We start from the raw sequence: 19,753 nt of genomic DNA on the forward strand, positions 1-19,753 counted from the left end.
GAGGATCTGTACCAAAGCCGGGTGAAATATCACTCGCGCACAATGGACTGTTATTTTTAGATGAGATGCCTGAATTTGAACGTAAGGTGCTAGATTCTCTGCGAGAGCCGTTAGAGTCAGGGCAAATTGTAATTTCACGCGCTACCGCAAAAACTACTTTTCCCGCTCGTTTTCAATTAATAGGTGCACTAAATCCAAGCCCAACAGGTTACTACGAAGGTAATCAGTCACGGACGAATCCACAGGCAATTTTGCGGTATTTAAGTCGTTTATCGGGCCCGTTGTTAGATCGGTTTGATATGTCGTTAGAAATTCCCGCTTTGCCGCGTGGTACGTTAACTACTGGCGGTGATCGTGGTGAATCAAGTGCGGTGATAAAGGCGCGGGTTGATCAAGCTCGTGAGCGCATGTTAGCCCGTTGTGGAAAAGTGAATGCGTTACTTTCTACTCGGGAGTTAGATAAATATTGCGCGTTGTCATTTAAAGATGCCGAGTTTTTAGAAAATGCATTACACCAGTTGGGATTATCAGTGCGTGCTTATCACCGAATTATAAAGGTCGCGCGCACCATTGCTGATTTAGCCGAGCAGGATCAGATTCTGCGGGTTCATTTAGCCGAAGCATTAGGGTATCGAGCAATGGATCGGTTATTGAAACAACTGAGTTGTCAGGTAATTTAAAGCAATAAAAAAGAGGCTAATTAAAGCCTCTTTTTTTGATAGTCATTATTGCTGATTGAGTAATGTTATTTCTTGAGTAAGAAGTTAACTAACTCAAAATATTCATCAGCAGATTTGATTTTTCCTGTTTTTACTAAGTATTTATTATTGACGATAACCGCGGGAACACCCGTTAAGCCAGCATCTTCAAAAGATTTATCAAAACGAGTCACCATTGAGTTAACCGCAAAACTATTAAATGCGCCATCAAACTCTGCCGCAGGGACACCTTCATCTATGAAAATTTGACGAACTTCTGCTTCATTACGTGGTGGTTGATTAAGCGTATGAATACGGTTAAATAATACTGGTACCATTTTATCGGTAACATTTAATACTACTGCGGTTGCAAATGCTTTACTCATGACTTTACCCATAGGGCCGCCCATAAATGACACATGCATTTTTTGGAGTTTAACGTTATCTGGCAGTTTGGTTTTTAACTCATGCATCATCGGCTCAAATTGAAAACAATGTGGGCAGTACAGTGAAAAAAATTCGGTTACAATAGGTGTTGTTGATTGTGGTTGGTCTAATACCTTGTAGTAATCGCCTTCCGTAAATTTGGCAGCGTGAACAGAAAAAGACAATAAAGCAGCGCTGACTAGCGCAAGTAAGTTCTTCATCATTTGGGGTTCCTGATTATCCGTGTCGTTAATTAGATATTAGCTGAGTATAGTGATTAATAGTGTTGTTTTATAGTCAATTACCATTGAGGCATTAACTGTAATGGTGCTTCATTTAAGGTAAAAATTTGTTCTTTAAAGGCTAAAACCTGACCTTCCCAATATTTTGCATCGCCAAACCACGGAAATGCGCGTGGAAATGCTGGATCTTGCCAACGTTTTGCCAACCAAGCCATATAGTGCACCATTCTTAGAGCACGTAAAGGTTCAATTAATTTAAGTTGGCGTGGGTCAAAATCAGCAAATTCATTATAAGCTTCGAGAAGAGTATCGAGTTGTGCCAATTGATCATGACGCTCACCATTAAGCATCATCCATAAATCTTGGATTGCGGGACCATTGCGAGCATCATCCAAATCGACAAACATCGGCCCATCACGCCATAAAATATTGCCAGGATGGCAATCACCATGAAGGCGTAAAGCTGGCCAATCTGTTGACCAATGTGATTCAATTTCAGTGATTAAGCGATCAAGATCGGCAAAAAATGCTTTTTTAAGGTAATCAGGAATGAAGTCGCTATTGGCGAGTATTTTTCGAGGCTGATAAACGTATTCTTCTAAGCCTAATGTTGGGCGATGGACAAATGGTTGGCGTTGACCCACTTGATGAATGCGGCCTAAAAAGCGTCCTACCCACTCTAATTGATCAAAGTTATCGACTTCAAATTGTCGACCACCGACGCTTGGAAATACCGCAAATCGATAGCCATTATAATGGTGCAATGTATTGCCATTGATCGCTATAGGTGAGGCTACCGGAATATCTTGTTGTTCAAGCTCAAGCGTAAACTGGTGCTCTTCATTTATTTGGTCATCACTCCATCGGGCTGGACGATAAAATTTAGTCACATAACGTTGACCATCTTCCGCTTTAAATTGATAGACGCGATTCTCATAGCTATTAAGTGCCAATAAACCGGACTCAGCATGTACTTCGACGCTATCCAGTGCATCGAGCAGTACATCTGGGCTGAGATCTGCAAAACTAAAACATTGTTTTTCCATGACTGAATCCTGAATCTGGCTTGGAATAGAGACTTAGCTTAACCGCGAATGGAATTAAAACAAATCAAACCTGATCGCTATTATTCGTAAGGATGATTTTCGCTCAAAAAAAAAGCCAGTTATTAATAACTGGCTTCATAAATAAGGTAAAACGATTATTTTGTCATTATTTGATGATGCCGCGGGCACGTAAGATCGCTGTTTTAAAATCGTTTTCGCAATCTTTAGCAAGGCCGGGGATCATGGCATCTTTATCACTATTGCGCATTTTTAAATGATAAATCAATACATCATCAGTTAATGACTCTAGTGGACCTTGGTATTTTGCTTCTGCAGCTAATTTTAGTAAGAATTCGACTAAGTTAAGGTCTGGGTCTTTTTTCCACTCGGGGTGCAGTAGTTCAATCAGTTCATTAACGCGATGGGTTTTCATTGTTAACTCCGTAGCTTGGGCTGAATCAATCGTTATACGATTGTATTATCATTATTTTAGTGCGGATAAATTATAACAAACATTGCTGAGTTACAATGTATGTGTCGAGCCAAAATAATGTTAATAAAAAAGCAGCCTTAGCTGCTTAATATCAGGACTAACGTTGTTGCTGTTGGCTGAGAAGAAGTTCAGGCACTATTTGTTGCTGATCTAATTGTGCATCTGCACCGGTTAAATGTATTTCAGTCGTTGGTGTTTTTTTAACACTGACCTTAAACTGTAGTGCGTGAGAGCTAGCACGTAAACGTGATGGACTTCGAGGGGTACTTGCATACCTGACGGGGGATGCTGGGCGCATATATCACCTATTGTCAGGCTCATCCATGGCCAAAAAATTAAAAATATATCTGAAGGGAAAATCCCTGTTGGGTAGAACCCATCCACCAGAATAGTGTTTGGTTATTAATCAAATCGTGCAAAGGATAACAACCTGATTATTAAAAGTCGAGCATAAAATAAGCAATAAAATGCTAATATTTAATTATTACATTGTTTATATAGTAACTATTGCAATAATTGACCCCTTGATGCACCGTGTCGTTCGATCTCTATCGAAATAAAGACGGCAGCAATGATAGGCATTACACTATTTTAACGTTAGTTAGTAGTACAACAGAAGCCTTGGGAGAGGATCTATGGAGCAGGAGCAGCAACGTATTGTTGCCAATCGTAATTTATCGTACCGATTAGCAGAGTCTATTGGTCGCCGAATATTAATTGGCGATCCAGCTCCTGGCTGTATTTTACCGGGTGAAGTTGAGTTAGGCGAAATGTATGGCGTGAGTCGCACTGCCGTACGTGAAGCAATAAAGATGTTAGCGGCTAAAGGCATGGTATTGCCTCGTCCACGTATTGGCACTCGAATAATGCCAAAGAAAAATTGGAATTATCTTGATCAAGATTTACTGGCTTGGTTAGATTTTGATGCTGATTCTCAACTGATTATCGAGTATCAAAAAGTACGTCTGACGCTAGAACCTGAAGCTGCCGCTTTGGCTGCTATACATGCGACAATAGAAGATCGGCTTGAGTTCGAACAATTAATGTTGCAAATGCATCAGATGAAAGATGATTTTAATCAAGAGCGCTGGATTGAAATTGATACTCGCTTCCATCAATTAGTGTATTTTTCTTCTGGTAATCATTTTATTAGTCCATTTGGAAACTTGTTCAAAGCGGTGTTTGAAAATTATTTTCGAGTTGTTACCCGTGAGCAAGTGATGAAGCTTGATGTTCATCAGCGGATTGTAGATGGCATTTTACAGCGTGATCCAGACGTTGCCCGTCAAGCAACGTTAGAGTTATTACAATAGTTGATAAATGACACAACGGAGCCAAATGGCTCCTTTTTTTTATCAATTATAAAACCAACGTAAATTGACCAACAAAAGGTTGCTTAATTTAAGCTTACAAGTGTAAGCTGAAAAAATAGCAGTTATTAAATTAAGTGTCTTTTGGGATATATAAATCATGAATAATGTGATCAAACGCGAGCTTGGTTATTCAACCACAGAAGAAGTCGCGAATAGTGTCAGTCACGGCCTTGGATTGCTATTTTCAGTGTTTGGTCTGTATTTGTTGTTAGATAAAGCCTTTGCTTTACATGCGGATACGCTAAGTATTATCAGCTATTTTGTTTATGGCGTGAGTATGATTTTATTGTATCTCGCCTCAACCTTATACCATGCAATTCCAAGTGTGACGGCTAAAAAGTCATTAAAAATCTTTGATCATTGTGCTATTTATTTATTAATTGCCGGCACCTATACCCCCTTTTTATTAATCGCTTTACGTACACCTTTGGCGTTGGGATTAATGGCGATACTATGGGGATTAGCTCTGATTGGTATTGTAGCTAAAATCGTTTTTATTCATCGTTTTAAAAAATTGTCATTATTTACTTATTTAGCGATGGGTTGGTCATCTGTAATTGTGGTTTACCAATTAGCAATGGCATTAGCACCTGGTGGTTTAGTTCTATTAGCATTGGGTGGCGTGATCTATTCGCTCGGTGTGGTGTTTTACGTCAATAAGCGTATTCCGTATAACCATGCTATTTGGCATTTGTTTGTTTTAGGTGGTTCAATTTGTCATTTTTGTGCGATTTATTTTTATATTAAGCCGCTATAAATTGTGACAAAAATCAAATAAAAAAAGAGAGCGCTACGCGCTCTCTTTTTGTTTTTATCGTTTACGTTAATTGGGTATCAATCACGCCAAAAAGCAGGAGCAAAAACCACTAACACGGTTAATATTTCTAAGCGTCCCATTAGCATTCCTAAGCTTAAAGTCCATTTTGATAAATCAGGTAAACTAGCAAAATTACCGGTTGGACCAATGATCGTTCCCATTCCCGGACCCACATTAGCGACTGCCGTTACCGCACCAGTAATACTGGTGATAGGATCTAAACCTTGTAGCGCTAACACTGAAGCAATCACAATAATGGTCATGATAAAAGTAAACACTAATGCCACCACTGAACGGACGATGTCATCGGTAACTGGGCGACCGTTATAACGTTGAATGAACAGCGCTGATGGGTGAATAGATTGCATGATGTGCTTACGTAATAGCGCAAAGGCAATTTGGAAGCGGAAGATTTTAATACCACCACTGGTTGACCCAGAACAAGCACCGACCAGTAATGTGAACGCAAAAATGATCGTCGGTAATGGACCCCACGCGGTAAAGTCGCCCAGACCAAAGCCAGTCGTTGTTACTACTGAAATGATATTAAAAAATGATAATCGCATTGCATCAAGGACGGAATAACCTTTATTAAAGATTAAACAGGCCGCGACAATTAAACTCGCTACTACTACAAATAAGGTATAACCCTTAACTTGAGCATCACCAAACAAAGTTCGAGGATGGCGCTTTCTTAATGCTTGGACAAATAATAAGAATGGCAGTCCACCAGCAAACATAAAGAAGGTTGCTACCCATTGTGCGCTGTGTGAAAAGTGATTCATTGAACCGTCAGAGGTTGAATAACCCCCCGTTGAAAGTGTCGTAAAAGCGTGGTTAATAGCATCAAAGGTATTCATGCCTGCGAACATAAACGCGATGATACATAACACCGTTAAAATCAAATAAACGTTGATGATATTTTTAGCGACACTTTTAGTGCGGGGTGAGCTTTTATCTGACCAATCTGATGATTCTGTTTGGAATAATCGCATTCCGCCGACATTAAGCATCGGTAAAATAGCCACCCCCATAACAATAAATCCGACCCCACCCAACCATTGCAACGTTGAGCGCCATAGTAAAATACTGGGTGCCATTTGATCGAGACCGCTTAATACTGTTGAGCCGGTTGTCGTGATGCCTGACATGGTTTCAAAATACGCATCAGTAAAACTGATGTGATTAATAAACACAAATGGCAGCGCGGCAAACGCACTCGCAACAGTCCACACTAAGGTGGTGATCAGGAACATGTCCCTTACACTGAGCTTAAACTCATCGGTTTTACCGTAGGAAAGTAACAAAAATGCTACTGAGTGGGTGATAACCACTGCTGCAGCAAAATCCATGAAACCTTCGGTGCCAGTAAAAAAGGCAACTAAAGTGGGTACATACATAAACAGGGCTATTTTAGATAGCACCAGTCCGAGTACAAATAATATTGGACGTAAATTAACCATAAGCAGTTACAGAAAGAAGGGGCTCGGTTGGAAAAGACGTTCAACGTCTGGAATATATTTCTTATCAACTAAGAACATAACGACGTGATCATTTTGCTCAATCATGGTGCGATCGTGCGCAATAAGCACTTCTTCTCCTCGTACAACAGCACCAATGGTGGCACCTGGAGGAAGTTTAATTTCACTAATAGTGCGGCCAACAACTTTAGATGTGCTGGAATCACCATGGGCAATCGCTTCAATCGCTTCAGCAGCACCGCGACGTAATGATGATACGTTAACGATATCAGCTTTACGAACATGGGTTAACAACGCTGAAATGGTCGCTTGTTGCGGAGAAATTGCGATATCAATGGTGCCACCTTGCACTAAATCGACATATGCGCCCCGTTGGATCAGCACCATTACCTTTTTCGCACCTAAGCGTTTAGCTAACATTGCTGACATGATATTGGCTTCATCATCATTGGTAACCGCAATAAACACATCAATTTGTTCGATATGTTCTTCGCTGAGTAATTCTTGATCGGAAGCATCACCACAAAAGACGATAGTATCTTGCAGCATTTCAGATAAATTTTCAGCACGTTGTTGATTGTGTTCGATTAATTTAACACTGTAGTTTTGTTCTAAGCGACGAGCTAAGCCTGCGCCAACATTACCACCACCAACAATCATTAATCGTTTATATGGTTTTTCTAATCGCTGCAATTCACTCATTACCGAACGAATATGGTTACTTGCTGCGACAAAGAACACTTCATCGTCCGCTTCTATAATAGTGGTACCTTGGGGGCGAATCGGTTGACCTTGACGGAATATTGCTGCAACACGGGTATCAATGTGTGGCATGTGTTCTCGTAGGGCTGATAATGCGTTACCCACCAGTGGGCCACCGTAATATGCTTTTACTGCCACTAAGCCGACTTTTTCTTCAGCAAAGCTCACCACTTGTAATGCGCCTGGGTATTCGATTAAACGTTCAATGTAATCGGTAACCAATTCTTCTGGGGCAATTAAGTGATCAACCGGAACTGCATCAGATTGAAATAACTGCTCTTTTTCTCGTAAGTATTCAGGAGATCGAATACGAGCCACACGGTTAGGGGTGTTAAATAATGAGAACGCGATCTGGCACGCGATCATGTTAGTTTCGTCTGAATTGGTGACTGCAACTAACATATCAGCATCTTGAGCACCAGCATCACGAAGTGTTTGCGGGTGGCTCGCAAAGCCTTGTACAACTCGAAGGTCATATTTATCTTGCAGTTCACGAAGACGTTCTGGGTTCTTATCAACGATGGTTATATCGTTATTCTCGCCAACAAGATTTTCAGCAAGAGTGCCGCCAACTTGTCCAGCACCGAGAATGATGATTTTCATAGCCTATGCCTGATGAGTAATGCCAACTAACAGTCACTGTGTCATAAATCGACAGTAAGTGGCGCATAAAAGAGACTAAAAAGCGGAACTTGACGTCAAGTTCCGCTATCGTTAGTAATTTATCTTAGTTTGCTTTGGTTAATACTGCATAGTAAAAACCATCCATCGCTTCTTCACCGGGTAAAATTTGACGGCCGGGAGATGCAGGATCGCTATCGATTAAGGTTGCGTCAACAGTACGGCTTAAGAATGCTTTTACTTGATCACAGTTTTCTTGAGGTGTGATTGAGCAAGTTGCATAAACTAAGGTACCGCCAGGTTTTAATTGTAACCACATTGCATCAAAAATCTCAGCCTGTAGTAATGCCAGCGCCGCGATATCTTCGCCGCGACGTAACCACTTAATATCAGGGTGACGACGAATAACCCCTGTTGCCGAGCAGGGTGCATCAAGCAAAATGCGATCAAATTTTTCTCCATGCCACCATTGTTCAGGGTAGCGCGCATCAGCACATAATACTTGGGCGGTTAGGTTTAAACGCTCAAGGTTTTCATGCACACGTTTAAGACGATTCTCGTCACAGTCAATCGCAACTACTTGTGCCGAGGGTACGCGCTCCATGATATGAACCGTTTTACCACCGGGGGCAGCACAACAATCAAGAATTAACTCACCCGCTTGAGGTTGTAGATAATCAACCGCAAGTTGCGCCGCCGCATCTTGGACTGATACCCAACCATCGCTAAAGCCCGGTAGTTTAGTGACATCGCACGGTGAAATTAAGCGTAATGCATCTGCCGCTTGTGGGTGTAATTCAGTGGCAATACCTTCCGCATCTAATAATACGCGGTAAGTGTCACGATCATGATGTTGACTGTTTACCCGTAACCACATTGGTGCTTTGGTGTTATTGGCTTCACAGATGGCGGCGTAGTCATCAGGGTAGCTCGCTTTAAGTAATTTCAATAACCAGCTTGGATGACCATATTTACCCGCGTCATGACTTACCGCTTGCTCATCAAGTGCGTCTTTTTGGCGTTGGTAGCTACGTAAAACAGCATTAATTAAACCACGCAACTGGGTTTTTTTAAGGGTTTTAGTGGCATCAACAGTTTCAGCAACCGCAGCATGAGCAGGAATGCGCATATAACCTAGTTGATATAAGCCAACTAAAATTAGATGATGGAAAACCCGTTGTTTACCTTTTAGAGGCTTATCCATTAATGCGTTCGTAATTGACTCTAATCGAGGTAGCCAGCGTAATACGCCATAGCAGATTTCCTGCAATAAAGCGTGATCGCGTTCTTTGATATCTTGCTGCGCTAACGGTAGCGCGGCAGACAATGACTGCCCTTGATCGACGACCTGATAAATTACTTTGGCCGCTGCGGCTCTTACATTCATAGCTGTTTCCTGAGCGCTGTTGGTGCTGGCGCTACGTGGTTAATCTGAAAAAGAAAAGCCAGAGACTTAACCCTGGCCTTGATGTTTAAAGTTGAGTACCAACTTGGAACCATTCTCGGCGCGAGTTTAATAAGTCCGCGACTGACATGGCTTTTTTACCTGGCGGTTGCAGTGACAATAGACGCAATGCACCCTGTGCTGTTGCGACCACGATACCGTGTTTATCCGCCGCTAAAATCGTACCCGGTAATTGGCCTTGATTGTCATCTTCAACGCTGGTTTGCCATACTTTGATTGTTTGCTCAGCAACAGTGAAGTGACTCATTGGCCATGGATTGAAAGCACGTACACAACGCTCAATGGCTGTTGCGTCCATGGTCCAATCAATTTGGGCTTCTTCTTTGGTTAATTTCTTAGCGTAGTTTGCTTGGGCGTCATCTTGTTTGGTCGCAACCGCAGTGCCATTCGCAATATCGGTTAAGCAATTAATCAATGCGTCAGGACCAAGATCTGCCAGTTTGTCATACATGGTTGCACTAGTATCAGTAGCCGTGATCGGTAAAGTAGTGACGTGTAACATGTCACCTGTATCAAGGCCGATATCCATTTGCATGATAGTGACGCCAGTTTCTTTATCACCCGCCCAAATTGAACGTTGAATGGGTGCCGCACCACGCCAACGTGGCAAAATTGAACCGTGAACATTAATACAACCGAGTGGTGGTGTATCAAGTGCTTCTTGAGGCAATAATAAACCGTAAGCCACAACAACCATGATATCTGCATCAATAGTGGCTAGTTGTTGTTGAGCTTCAAGGTTACGCAACGAGGCGGGTTGAAATACCGGAATATCGTGTTCGACAGCGATATTTTTGACCGGGCTTGCGGTGAGTTTTTTGCCGCGACCTGCTGGGCGATCGGGCTGGGTATAAACTGCAACAACTTGATGCTGTGAAGACAATAACGCCGCCAAATGACGGGCGGCGAAGTCAGGCGTACCTGCAAAAATAATACGTAATGGTTTACTCAAGATAACCTCGAATGGTGGATGTTGTTAGAGTGAACGCTTTAGTTTTTCTAATTTGCTTTTAATGCGTTGGCGTTTCAGTGGCGATAAGTAATCAACAAACAGTTTACCGGCAAGGTGATCTAATTCGTGTTGAATACAGATGGCTAGTAGGTCATCTGCGTCAAAGGTGATCTTGTTACCATTGCGGTCTAATGCTGAAACAGTAATTGTTGCTGCACGTGGTACAAAACCACGAGCACTCGGTACGGAAAGACAACCTTCCTCAATACCATCATCGCCATGGGCAGCTGTGATCTCTGGGTTGATTAGCACCATTGGTTGATCGCGTTGCTCAGAAACATCAATAACCACAATTTGTTGATGAATATCGACTTGAGTTGCCGCAAGGCCGATACCTTCTTCTTCATACATGGTTTCAAGCATGTCATCAATGATCTGCTGAATTTGTGGCGTAATCGCCGCAACGGGCTTGGCTACAGTACGTAGACGGTCATCTGGAAAGATTAAAACTGGCAATAGCGACATAAGGGCTCGAATTCGTTAACGGTTACTAGAAAGATACAGCGTTGTTGGTCTAATTCTAGTCATTTTAGCTCTCAAAGAACAGTACCTAATGCGAGTGGTGGTGGTTAACCGAAATTAGAGTAACGAAATGAAGACCTCTTTTCGCTAAAAAATTAATGTTAGTTGTTCGCAAAGTTAAAGCGTCTTCGATGTAACAGTGATTATTAAATCGTGATATAAGCCGAAAAGCGTTGGGTAGTGATAGTTAAACAGTCGACATATCAAATGGCTAATGCCAACCTCTGCCAATATGAGTGATTATTTTATTATCGCTAGGTAGCTATTTGTGTAATCGAAGGAACGGATCACATGAAGCAATGGGTTATTATCGTTAGTTTTATTCTTTTTATGCCGTCGTTGTTTGCCGCATCGCAGCCACAGCTAAAAAATAGTCATCCTGAAATTTATGTGGTTAAAAAAGGGGATACGTTATGGGATATTTCGGCCGTATTTCTAGATAATCCATGGTCATGGCCACAGTTATGGCAAAAAAACAGTTATATAAAAAATCCGCATTTAATTTATCCAGGTGATCGATTACATCTTATTTGGGTGAATGGTAAACCGCAGTTAAGTCTTAAAAAATACCTCAAATTATCCCCTCAAATGCGGGTTGTTCGTCAGCCTATTACTTCATTACCTGGTTATTTAATGTTGGCATATGTGGCTCAAGATAAGTTGATCAGTGCTGAAGCTCTTCCAACCCAACCGCAAATTATGGGTACCAGTGAAGAGCGTGGTTATCTGTCTGTTGGTGATGTGTTGTGGGCTGATCAGTCATTAGTTCCGACTAGTCAGTGGCGAGTATATCGTTTAGAGCAAGATTTTGATCGTGATGATAGTAAAGATAAAGTCGCTAACTCTGCGATTAAAGCCACCATCTCAACGTTGAAAGAGATTGCAGATGTCACTGTTATTGCAAGTGATGGTGCGATGAGCCAGTTGAAAGTTGATGACTTTCAGCAGGAAATTATTCCAAATGATATTTTATTACCTTTATTAGGCATTGATGGCCAAGCTGATCTGTCATTTTCGCCAACTACTCCGCCAGCGTCGTTATCCGCGACCGTATTAGGTCAAATTAGTGGTTATAGTTATATTTCCAATTACGATGTGATTGTGCTCGACCGAGGTCATCTTGATGGCATGATTGCTGGGCAAGTGTTTGAGTTGTTTAAGCCTGGCGCGCAAGTTCAAGGTAAAAAAGGTCAATATCATTATCAAGCGAGTACGTTGTTAACTGATAGTACTCAATTAGGAACAGTTGCAGTAGCGCAAGCGATGGTACTACGTCCTTATGAATATTTCAGCTTGGCGGTAGTACTTAATAATCAACAACCCTTTAAACCTGGAGTGGTTGCTCAAGCACCACGCTTATAGTGGTTATGACAGAAACAGAGCTTATTGCATGGTTACAACTTGCGGCTGTTCCCTCTCTTGGTGGCAGTCGTATTCAGCGTTTACTCTCTCATGCGAGTCCATCACAGTTAGTGGTAATGACGACTGAACAATTACAACAATGTGGTTTAACGGCGAAACAAATACAGGCTTTACATCATCCGAATCAAGCGCGGATCCAACAGGCATTACAATGGCAACGCGCTCCGCAACAACATATATTGACCCTCGATTCACCGCATTATCCCCATTTGTTAAAACAGATCGCTTCACCGCCACCGATATTATTTGTACGTGGCGATATGGTTTGTTTAGGCGCACCTCAAATTGCCGTTATTGGTAGTCGTTCCGCATCGATTGATGGCCGCGAATCCGCGTTTTATTTTTCAAAAGCTCTCGCGGCTAATAATTATGTGGTCACAAGTGGATTAGCATTGGGCATTGATGGTCAAGCACATCAAGGCGCATTGCAAGGCGGTGGATTAACCATTGCAGTGTTAGGTTCTGGGCTGGATCAAGTTTATCCGGCTCGACATCGTTCATTAGCTGCGAGTATTGCTGAACAGGGCGCATTAGTGTCAGAGTTTTGGCCGCAAGAACAACCGCGACCGCAAAACTTTCCGCGGCGTAATCGCATCATTAGTGGTTTATCTGCTGGTGTATTAGTGATTGAGGCCGCGCAAAAAAGTGGATCATTAATTACTGCGCGTTATGCTCTAGAGCAAGGACGAGAGGTTTTTGCGTTGCCTGGTTCGATTCATAATCCCGCCAGTCGTGGCTGTAATGCGCTGATTAAATCCGGTGCTAAACTGGTAGAAAGTCCTGCTGATATTTATGAAGAGGTAGGAAGCCTGACAGAATGTGCAATAAACAATCAAATAGGCGTGCCTTTAGTAATGAAGGAAAATGAAGAATTGCCATTTCCCGCTCTGTTGGCTAACGTAGGCACCGAGGCAACACCCGTAGATGTCGTTGCTGAACGCTGTAAACAACCCATCCACCAAATTTTACCGCAATTATTAGAATTAGAACTGTCTGGTTGGGTGACTGCAGTGCCCGGTGGTTATATCAGAACGAGGAGGGGCTAGTTATGATGGATATTCTTATGTATCTATTTGAAACCTACATTCAAAGCGAAGCCGAGCTGTTAGTGGATCAAGAAGAGCTCTCTGAAGAGCTTTTGCGTGCAGGTTTTCATCAGGATGATATTTACAAGTCATTAGAGTGGCTTGAAAAACTGGCGGCTTTACAAGAAACAGAAAATACACCGTATGTTAACCACAGTGCGATAACATCGATGCGCATCTATACCGCTGATGAAATGTTGCGGATGGATACGGCTTGTCGTGGTTTTTTACTTTATCTTGAGCAAATCGATGTATTAAATACTGATACTCGTGAAATGGTGATTGATCGGGTGATGGAACTCGATACTCAAGAGTTTGTACTTGATGATCTAAAGTGGATTATTCTGATGGTGTTATTTAACGCCCCAGGAAACGAAGCTGCATATGATAAAGTAGAAGAATTATTATATGGCGCAGAAGATGGAGGTCTACATTAATAATGACAACTCATCATGATTCATTATTTTCTGCCCATGAACAAGCATTACAGCATCAATCATGCCCGCAATGTGAGGCTGATTTAGTGATGCGGTTTGGTAAACATGGTCCATTTTTAGGCTGCGATCATTACCCTGAGTGTGATTATATTCAGCCACTAAAACAAAATGATGGTCATATTGTTAAACAGTTAGATATGCCCTGCCCAGAATGTGCGCAACCGTTGGTATTACGCCAAGGTCGTTATGGCATGTTCATTGGGTGTTCGGCATACCCTGAGTGCCATTACCTTGCATCACCAGAAAAAAAACCGCAACAAACCCATATTGATTGTCCTGAGTGTCATCGGGGTCATTTAGTCGAGCGTAAATCACGCTATGGCAAACTGTTTTATGCGTGTGATAAATATCCGCAATGCCGCTTTGCTGTCAACAATCAGCCGGTTGTTGGTGTGTGTCAGCAGTGTGGTTTTGGGCTGTTGATAGAAAAAAAATTAGTCAGTGGTATTAAATTACAATGTGCTGATCGTAAGTGTAATGCTTATCAGAATGCTGAAAAATAGTGACTATATTGAATAACATTAATAAGCCTGCATTACGATGCAGGCTTTTTTGTGAGTGGTGTTTAGCGTGGTAATGTCGGGAAATATTGTTTCGATAATATTTGACCTAACAACATTAATTGATATTGCAGTTGTTCTGGAGTGGCCGCGCAAACATTGATATGCCCCATTTTACGTCCCGCTCGTTTTTCTTTGCCGTACCAATGTACGTGGCAACTTTCTAATGCCAATACAGCCAGTGGCACACTATCTTGACCTAAAATATTAATCATCGCACTCGGACGAATGAGTGCAGTACCACCCAGTGGTAAATCACATACTGCGCGCAGATGGTTCTCAAATTGACAGGTTTCCGCTCCTTGCTGAGTCCAATGGCCTGAATTATGAACGCGAGGTGCTATTTCATTGACTAATAACGCACCATTCACTTCAAAAAACTCCAGTGCCAGTACACCTATATAATTGAGTTGTTCAGCAACGGCGGTAAACATCTGCTGTGCTTGTTGTTGCAGAATGGTATCGCCAACAATGGCTGTTGATAGGCTGAGTACGCCGTCAGTGTGTACATTTTCACTGAGGGTATAGGTTTTAACATCACCATTGGCATTACGGACACCAATTAAAGACACTTCACGATCAAAACCAATAAATTTTTCTGCCACAATCGCTTGGTTATTAGTCGCAGCAATGCAGTGCGCCATTTCGGCCCATACTGATTCAATTTGATCGCGGGTTTTTAAGCGCCATTGACCTTTACCGTCATAACCACCGAGCGCTGTTTTTAATACCATCGGTAGGCCCAGCGTGGTGATTGCTGCGTCTAAATCGGTGCGAGTATTAATGATATGGTGCGGTGCATTAGCAACTTTCGCGAGATCCAATAAGGTTTTTTCGATACGACGATCGCCGCCGGCTTTTATGGCTTTTGGGTGAGGCTTAAATTTACCACTCGCGGCGCAGAGCGATAAAATATCTGTGGGTATATGTTCAAACTCAGCGGTGATCACATCGACAGCAGCAATTGCTTCAATCAGTGAGAGTGATTGGCACTGTTGAGTGAGAGGGTGTACAACATTAGTGCTGACAACATCATAGGCGATGACATCAATATTCAGTGGTGCTCCGGCTAACGCCATCATTCGTGCCAGTTGCCCAGCGCCAAGGACCAATACTTGATTCATTATGCGTCCTCAGCCGGATTTGGGTTATCAAGTACGGTATCTGTTTGTTGTTGACGGAACGCTTCTACTGCGGCTAAAACTTCTGGGTTATGTGTCGCAATGATTTGAGCTGCTAATAAACCAGCATTAGCGGCACCCGCTTCACCAATCGCGAGTGTCCCTACAGCAATACCTTTAGGCATTTGCACAATCGATAATAATGAATCCATACCTTTTAAAGCGCGAGATTGAATAGGAACGCCAAGGACGGGCAAACTGGTAAATGCGGCAGTCATACCGGGTAAATGTGCCGCCCCGCCAGCACCAGCAATAATGACATTGATGCCACGACTGCGTGCTGTTTCAGCGTATTCCGCTAATAAATGAGGAGTACGGTGAGCTGAAACCACTTTAGTTTCGTAAGCAACATTAAAACGCTTCAACATTTCTGCTGCATGTTGCATGGTTGGCCAATCAGATTTTGATCCCATGATAATTCCAACTTTCATTCCAATCTCCTATAGGTAATGAACAACTAAAGTGTAATTTTCGCCATTATACGGTGATTTAACTCAAAGGAAAACGTTTGCGTAGTGAAAGTTACGCTATGATTAACCTTCAATGGTGTTGTTCCGTATGTGTCGGTATGATGATTACCATAACTAAAAATAGAATATCAGCTGAATACAAAACAGGGGAATTTGTGGCAAATATTACGCAAGTGGTTACAGCGCTAAAGCAAGGTCAAGTAATTGGTTATCCAACAGAAGCGGTGTTTGGTGTCGGTTGTGATCCTGATAATCAACAGGCCGTTAATAAACTATTGGCACTGAAACAACGCCCAATGGAAAAAGGTTTGATCTTAATTGCTGCTGATTATGAGCAGTTATTGCCGTATATCGATGATAGCCAATTAACACCGCAACAGAAGCAAACGGTTTTAGCCTCATGGCCAGGACCTGTCACTTGGGTAATGCCAACCAAAGCCAACATCCCTGTTTTTTTAACGGGTCAGTTTTCTACCATTGCTGTTCGTGTTACCGCGCATCCGTTAGTTCAGCAACTATGCCGTGAATTCGGTAAGCCAATAACTTCAACCAGCGCTAATTTAACCGGACTTGAGCCGGGGCGTACAGTGGCAGATGTAGAGCAACAGTTGGGGGATAAACTAGCTGCAATATTGAATGGTGAGACGGGCGGACGCAATAATCCTTCTGAAATTCGTGATGCCCAAACGGGTAATATTTTCCGTCAGGGGTAATCAATGATTAATCGTAACCAGATAGATATTAATAAGAACGCTGTAAAAACATTCCTGCTCCAATTACAAAACACCATTTGTCTGGCATTAGCACAACAAGATAACGGTGCTGAGTTTGAACAAGATCAATGGCAACGTGAGCAAGGTGGCGGAGGTCGTAGTCGCGTATTACGTAATGGTGCAGTGTTTGAACAAGCCGGCGTTAATTTCTCTCATGTCTATGGTGATGAGATGCCAGCTTCTGCGACAGCGCATCGTCCGGAACTTGCTGGACGACGGTTTGAAGCTATGGGGGTATCATTAGTGATTCATCCTCATAATCCTTATGTGCCGACATCCCATGCCAATGTGCGTTTTTTCATTGCAGAAAAAGACGGTGAAGCACCTGTATGGTGGTTTGGTGGTGGGTTTGATTTAACGCCTTTTTATCCGTTTGATGACGATTGTCAGCATTGGCATGATACCGCGAAAGCGATTTGTGCGCCGTTTGGTGATGATGTCTATCCACAACACAAAGCATGGTGTGATAAATATTTCTTTTTACCTCATCGTGATGAAACCCGCGGTATCGGTGGACTGTTTTTTGATGATCTCAACCAATGGGGTTTTGAAAAAAGCTTTGCTTATACTCAAGCGGTCGGTAATGGTTTTATTGATGCTTATGTACCGATTGTTGCTCAACGGTATGGGTTACCTTATGGCGAGCGCGAGCGTGAATTTCAGCTTTATCGTCGTGGGCGCTATGTTGAATTTAACTTAGTGTATGATCGCGGTACCCTGTTTGGTTTGCAAAGCGGCGGTCGTACCGAATCGATCTTAATGTCGATGCCACCTTTAGCGCGTTGGGAATATTGTTATCACCCCGATCCTGATGCCGCAGAAGCACGTTTGAGTCGTGATTATCTTCACCCTCGAGAATGGTAAATTGGCAGCAGCAATGTTTGGCAGTTATTTCATCCAGTGGTAGGGTCGATATATCGGCCCTTTTATTTGAGTAATGGACTATGGACAAATATATCGTGGTGGGCAATCCCATCAATCACAGTAAATCCCCTTTCATTCATACCCTTTTTGCCCGTCAAACCAGCCAGAAGATGGAATACTGTAGTCAGTTAGTGGCACTCGATGGCTTTGTGACTGCAATGGATGCTTTTTTTGCCGAGGGTGGTAAAGGCTGTAATATTACGGTGCCGTTTAAAGAGCAAGCCTTTGAGTACGCGACCCGACTTACGCAAAGGGCTCAATTAGCGGGCGCAGTAAACACGCTAAAAAGTTTAGATGATGGTGGTGTATTAGGTGATAACACGGATGGTGAAGGCTTGGTGCAAGATTTATTGCACCAACAGGTCGCACTGAAAGATAAACGTATTTTATTAATCGGTGCTGGCGGCGCTGCACGAGGGGTGATTCTACCTTTATTAGCCCAGCAGCCACAGACACTCATTATAACTAATCGCACCTTGACCAAAGCCCAACAGTTAGCCACATTATTTGCTGAATATGGTGATGTTGAAGCGTTATCTTTTGATGCTTTAGGTGAGCAGAGTTTTGACGTGGTTATTAATTCAACTTCAGCGAGTTTGAGTGGTCATGTTCCAGCCGTGCCAACATCTGTTATCGGTCAACAGACTTGTTGCTATGATATGGTCTACGGTTCCAGTGTTACGGCCTTTAATCAATGGGCGCAACAACAAAATGCGCTTAAAACGATTGATGGTTTAGGAATGTTAGTTGGGCAAGCCGCCGAGAGTTTTATGCTGTGGCGAGGATTACGCCCAGGCGCTAAACAAGTACAACGTGAATTAAGACGCCTTTTACAAGAGTAAAAATTACATGAACCAAAATATATTATTTGCTGATATTCAAACTTGGCACTCAGATCAGCAAGCGATTCACTTTCCAGCCCAGCAAGGTGGCGCACTGATCAATTGCTGGTTGCCATTATCATGGCTACAACAACAAAGTGAGCAAGCACTATCGATGCCAGAAGATATTATTGCGACTTTTATTGAATATCGATTTGATATTGAAGATATTGCCGAAGCAATGATTGAGAATGAAGACTTTAATGATAATGGCGATATCATTGTTAATGAATAGTATCGCCGTGATCAGATGTAATCATTCGTTAAGGTATTCATCTTTTAAGTGCACATAATTAATTGCTGATTGGGTTAATGACATTAACTCTACCGCTGTTAATGGGCGGATTTGTTTAACTGGGCTTCCTATATAAAGGAAGCCAGAACAAAGCTGCTTTTTTGGCGGTACTAAAGTGCCCGCTCCAATAATGACATCATGCTCAATAATGGCCCCATCTAAAATAATAGTTCCCATACCGATTAAGACACGATCTTCAATCTTGCAGCCATGTAACATCACTTTATGACCCACAGTTACATCATTACCGATAATAAGTGGATATCCATCAGGGTTTGTAGTGCTAACTCGACTAACGTGAAGTATTGAACCATCTTGAATATTACTGCGCTGGCCAATATGAATGTGATTAACATCCCCACGAGCAACAACCAAAGGCCACAAACTACTGTCTGTTCCGATGTTAACCTTACCGATAACGACCGCTGTAGTATCTATATAGACATTATCGGCAAGCTGCGGCGTGTGATTTTGATAATGGCGAAGAAGGAAGGACATAAGAAGGCTTATCTGAACGAAGTTATTCTTCCACCATAACGAAACTTTCGTGTGATTAACAACCAAAAAATTAGGGGTTGATCGTTATTTGGACATTCGGGCAAATATGACAAATTTATTGCAATTTAGCCCTTGCTAATGTGATCGAACTCTCTATACTACGACCTCACTGACACGGAGCAAGTCATTGGCTAGCAACGAAATCAGTA

Annotated in this window: 22 protein-coding genes and 1 pseudogene; 11 read left to right on the top strand and 12 right to left on the bottom strand. The window is 42.3% G+C overall.

Annotated features, from left to right (window positions below; genetic code table 11):
* Positions 1-680 (top strand): ATP-binding protein (locus GLP24_RS18795; protein WP_232578217.1); only part of this gene is annotated, 680 nt, incomplete at its 5' end.
* A 65-nt stretch (positions 681-745) separates the two neighbouring features.
* On the opposite strand, the gene GLP24_RS18800 is transcribed toward GLP24_RS18795, so the two are convergent.
* The 4 genes from GLP24_RS18800 to GLP24_RS18815 form a co-directional block, all read right to left on the bottom strand.
* Complete coding sequence (locus tag GLP24_RS18800; RefSeq protein ID WP_101769681.1) at positions 746-1,348, bottom strand: thiol:disulfide interchange protein DsbA/DsbL; 603 nt, start codon at positions 1,346-1,348, stop codon at positions 746-748.
* 77 nt (positions 1,349-1,425) lie between these two features.
* Positions 1,426-2,412 carry a serine/threonine protein kinase gene (locus GLP24_RS18805; protein ID WP_152654193.1) on the bottom strand — a complete coding sequence of 329 codons (987 nt, stop codon included), beginning with the start codon at positions 2,410-2,412 and terminating at the stop codon, positions 1,426-1,428.
* A 166-nt stretch (positions 2,413-2,578) separates the two neighbouring features.
* Positions 2,579-2,845: a YihD family protein gene (locus GLP24_RS18810; RefSeq protein WP_080159077.1), complete on the bottom strand. Its 267-nt coding sequence runs from the start codon at positions 2,843-2,845 to the stop codon at positions 2,579-2,581.
* Positions 2,846-3,002: 157 nt separating this feature from the next.
* Complete coding sequence (locus tag GLP24_RS18815; protein ID WP_232616399.1) at positions 3,003-3,203, bottom strand: hypothetical protein; 201 nt, start codon at positions 3,201-3,203, stop codon at positions 3,003-3,005.
* 337 nt (positions 3,204-3,540) lie between these two features.
* Here GLP24_RS18815 and GLP24_RS18820 point away from each other — a divergent pair, with 337 nt between their 5' ends.
* Together GLP24_RS18820 and trhA are read left to right on the top strand one after the other, a co-directional pair.
* A complete protein-coding gene (locus GLP24_RS18820) occupies positions 3,541-4,218 on the top strand; it encodes a FadR/GntR family transcriptional regulator (protein WP_101769678.1) in 678 nt (225 codons plus the stop codon).
* A gap of 157 nt (positions 4,219-4,375) precedes the next feature.
* Positions 4,376-5,035 carry a PAQR family membrane homeostasis protein TrhA gene (gene trhA, locus GLP24_RS18825; RefSeq protein WP_101769677.1) on the top strand — a complete coding sequence of 220 codons (660 nt, stop codon included), beginning with the start codon at positions 4,376-4,378 and terminating at the stop codon, positions 5,033-5,035.
* A 77-nt stretch (positions 5,036-5,112) separates the two neighbouring features.
* Here the strand turns inward: trhA and GLP24_RS18830 are convergent, their stop codons facing one another.
* From GLP24_RS18830 to def, 5 genes and pseudogenes are all read right to left on the bottom strand, one after another.
* Positions 5,113-6,558, bottom strand: a complete 1,446-nt coding sequence (locus tag GLP24_RS18830) for a TrkH family potassium uptake protein (protein WP_101769676.1) — start codon at positions 6,556-6,558, stop codon at positions 5,113-5,115.
* A gap of 6 nt (positions 6,559-6,564) precedes the next feature.
* Positions 6,565-7,941: a Trk system potassium transporter TrkA gene (trkA, locus tag GLP24_RS18835; RefSeq protein ID WP_101769675.1), complete on the bottom strand. Its 1,377-nt coding sequence runs from the start codon at positions 7,939-7,941 to the stop codon at positions 6,565-6,567.
* A 124-nt stretch (positions 7,942-8,065) separates the two neighbouring features.
* Positions 8,066-9,349 (bottom strand): annotated as a pseudogene (rsmB, locus tag GLP24_RS18840) (16S rRNA (cytosine(967)-C(5))-methyltransferase RsmB); the annotation flags it as partial.
* 82 nt (positions 9,350-9,431) lie between these two features.
* The gene (gene fmt, locus GLP24_RS18845; RefSeq protein ID WP_232614983.1) at positions 9,432-10,376 is read right to left on the bottom strand and encodes a methionyl-tRNA formyltransferase; all 945 of its coding nucleotides are present in this window, start codon (positions 10,374-10,376) and stop codon (positions 9,432-9,434) included.
* 24 nt (positions 10,377-10,400) lie between these two features.
* Positions 10,401-10,901: a peptide deformylase gene (gene def / locus GLP24_RS18850; protein ID WP_101769672.1), complete on the bottom strand. Its 501-nt coding sequence runs from the start codon at positions 10,899-10,901 to the stop codon at positions 10,401-10,403.
* Positions 10,902-11,249: 348 nt separating this feature from the next.
* On the opposite strand from def, the gene GLP24_RS18855 reads away from it, so the two are divergent.
* Genes GLP24_RS18855 through GLP24_RS18870 form a run of 4 tightly spaced genes read left to right on the top strand, consistent with a single transcriptional unit; the run spans position 11,250 to position 14,465 of the window.
* Positions 11,250-12,320 (top strand): LysM peptidoglycan-binding domain-containing protein, encoded by a 1,071-nt coding sequence (locus tag GLP24_RS18855; protein ID WP_101769671.1) that lies wholly within the window; start codon positions 11,250-11,252, stop codon positions 12,318-12,320.
* Positions 12,321-12,325: 5 nt separating this feature from the next.
* Positions 12,326-13,426, top strand: coding sequence for a DNA-processing protein DprA (dprA, locus tag GLP24_RS18860; protein ID WP_101769670.1), 1,101 nt, complete (start codon positions 12,326-12,328; stop codon positions 13,424-13,426).
* A 2-nt stretch (positions 13,427-13,428) separates the two neighbouring features.
* A complete protein-coding gene (locus GLP24_RS18865) occupies positions 13,429-13,902 on the top strand; it encodes a DUF494 family protein (RefSeq protein ID WP_101769669.1) in 474 nt (157 codons plus the stop codon).
* Between the two features lie 2 nt (positions 13,903-13,904).
* On the top strand, positions 13,905-14,465 hold the full coding sequence (locus GLP24_RS18870) for a DNA topoisomerase family protein (RefSeq protein WP_232616400.1): 561 nt from the start codon (positions 13,905-13,907) through the stop codon (positions 14,463-14,465).
* Positions 14,466-14,527: 62 nt separating this feature from the next.
* Here the strand turns inward: GLP24_RS18870 and GLP24_RS18875 are convergent, their stop codons facing one another.
* The gene (locus tag GLP24_RS18875; protein WP_232616401.1) at positions 14,528-15,646 is read right to left on the bottom strand and encodes a 5-(carboxyamino)imidazole ribonucleotide synthase; all 1,119 of its coding nucleotides are present in this window, start codon (positions 15,644-15,646) and stop codon (positions 14,528-14,530) included.
* Complete coding sequence (gene purE, locus GLP24_RS18880) at positions 15,646-16,134, bottom strand: 5-(carboxyamino)imidazole ribonucleotide mutase (protein WP_045037180.1); 489 nt, start codon at positions 16,132-16,134, stop codon at positions 15,646-15,648. Before purE ends, GLP24_RS18875 begins: the two co-directional genes overlap by 1 nt.
* A 194-nt stretch (positions 16,135-16,328) precedes the next feature.
* On the opposite strand from purE, the gene tsaC reads away from it, so the two are divergent.
* The 4 genes from tsaC (at position 16,329) to GLP24_RS18900 (ending at position 18,986) form a co-directional block, all read left to right on the top strand.
* Positions 16,329-16,886 carry an L-threonylcarbamoyladenylate synthase type 1 TsaC gene (tsaC, locus tag GLP24_RS18885; protein ID WP_232578227.1) on the top strand — a complete coding sequence of 186 codons (558 nt, stop codon included), beginning with the start codon at positions 16,329-16,331 and terminating at the stop codon, positions 16,884-16,886.
* 3 nt (positions 16,887-16,889) lie between these two features.
* Positions 16,890-17,810: an oxygen-dependent coproporphyrinogen oxidase gene (gene hemF, locus GLP24_RS18890; protein ID WP_232600504.1), complete on the top strand. Its 921-nt coding sequence runs from the start codon at positions 16,890-16,892 to the stop codon at positions 17,808-17,810.
* An 80-nt stretch (positions 17,811-17,890) separates the two neighbouring features.
* Positions 17,891-18,712, top strand: coding sequence for a shikimate dehydrogenase (gene aroE, locus GLP24_RS18895; protein WP_232616402.1), 822 nt, complete (start codon positions 17,891-17,893; stop codon positions 18,710-18,712).
* 7 nt (positions 18,713-18,719) lie between these two features.
* Positions 18,720-18,986 carry a DUF1488 family protein gene (locus GLP24_RS18900; RefSeq protein WP_232616403.1) on the top strand — a complete coding sequence of 89 codons (267 nt, stop codon included), beginning with the start codon at positions 18,720-18,722 and terminating at the stop codon, positions 18,984-18,986.
* 21 nt (positions 18,987-19,007) lie between these two features.
* Here the strand turns inward: GLP24_RS18900 and GLP24_RS18905 are convergent, their stop codons facing one another.
* On the bottom strand, positions 19,008-19,544 hold the full coding sequence (locus tag GLP24_RS18905; protein WP_232616404.1) for a gamma carbonic anhydrase family protein: 537 nt from the start codon (positions 19,542-19,544) through the stop codon (positions 19,008-19,010).
* Positions 19,545-19,753: the final 209 nt, after the last annotated feature.

Source organism: Photobacterium carnosum, assembly GCF_021236965.1.
In the GTDB taxonomy this organism is placed as follows: domain Bacteria; phylum Pseudomonadota; class Gammaproteobacteria; order Enterobacterales; family Vibrionaceae; genus Photobacterium; species Photobacterium carnosum.

Excerpts from the sequence above, each read along its gene's own strand:
- GLP24_RS18800 (WP_101769681.1), bottom strand. The coding sequence starts at position 1,348 with ATGATGAAGAACTTACTTGCGCTAGTCAGCGCTGCTTTATTGTCTTTT.
- GLP24_RS18805 (WP_152654193.1), bottom strand. The coding sequence starts at position 2,412 with ATGGAAAAACAATGTTTTAGTTTTGCAGATCTCAGCCCAGATGTACTG.
- GLP24_RS18810 (WP_080159077.1), bottom strand. The coding sequence starts at position 2,845 with ATGAAAACCCATCGCGTTAATGAACTGATTGAACTACTGCACCCCGAG.
- GLP24_RS18815 (WP_232616399.1), bottom strand. The coding sequence starts at position 3,203 with ATGCGCCCAGCATCCCCCGTCAGGTATGCAAGTACCCCTCGAAGTCCA.
- GLP24_RS18820 (WP_101769678.1), top strand. The coding sequence starts at position 3,541 with ATGGAGCAGGAGCAGCAACGTATTGTTGCCAATCGTAATTTATCGTAC.
- trhA (WP_101769677.1), top strand. The coding sequence starts at position 4,376 with ATGAATAATGTGATCAAACGCGAGCTTGGTTATTCAACCACAGAAGAA.
- GLP24_RS18830 (WP_101769676.1), bottom strand. The coding sequence starts at position 6,558 with ATGGTTAATTTACGTCCAATATTATTTGTACTCGGACTGGTGCTATCT.
- trkA (WP_101769675.1), bottom strand. The coding sequence starts at position 7,941 with ATGAAAATCATCATTCTCGGTGCTGGACAAGTTGGCGGCACTCTTGCT.
- def (WP_101769672.1), bottom strand. The coding sequence starts at position 10,901 with ATGTCGCTATTGCCAGTTTTAATCTTTCCAGATGACCGTCTACGTACT.
- GLP24_RS18855 (WP_101769671.1), top strand. The coding sequence starts at position 11,250 with ATGAAGCAATGGGTTATTATCGTTAGTTTTATTCTTTTTATGCCGTCG.
- dprA (WP_101769670.1), top strand. The coding sequence starts at position 12,326 with ATGACAGAAACAGAGCTTATTGCATGGTTACAACTTGCGGCTGTTCCC.
- GLP24_RS18865 (WP_101769669.1), top strand. The coding sequence starts at position 13,429 with ATGATGGATATTCTTATGTATCTATTTGAAACCTACATTCAAAGCGAA.
- GLP24_RS18870 (WP_232616400.1), top strand. The coding sequence starts at position 13,905 with ATGACAACTCATCATGATTCATTATTTTCTGCCCATGAACAAGCATTA.
- GLP24_RS18875 (WP_232616401.1), bottom strand. The coding sequence starts at position 15,646 with ATGAATCAAGTATTGGTCCTTGGCGCTGGGCAACTGGCACGAATGATG.
- purE (WP_045037180.1), bottom strand. The coding sequence starts at position 16,134 with ATGAAAGTTGGAATTATCATGGGATCAAAATCTGATTGGCCAACCATG.
- hemF (WP_232600504.1), top strand. The coding sequence starts at position 16,890 with ATGATTAATCGTAACCAGATAGATATTAATAAGAACGCTGTAAAAACA.
- aroE (WP_232616402.1), top strand. The coding sequence starts at position 17,891 with ATGGACAAATATATCGTGGTGGGCAATCCCATCAATCACAGTAAATCC.
- GLP24_RS18900 (WP_232616403.1), top strand. The coding sequence starts at position 18,720 with ATGAACCAAAATATATTATTTGCTGATATTCAAACTTGGCACTCAGAT.
- GLP24_RS18905 (WP_232616404.1), bottom strand. The coding sequence starts at position 19,544 with ATGTCCTTCCTTCTTCGCCATTATCAAAATCACACGCCGCAGCTTGCC.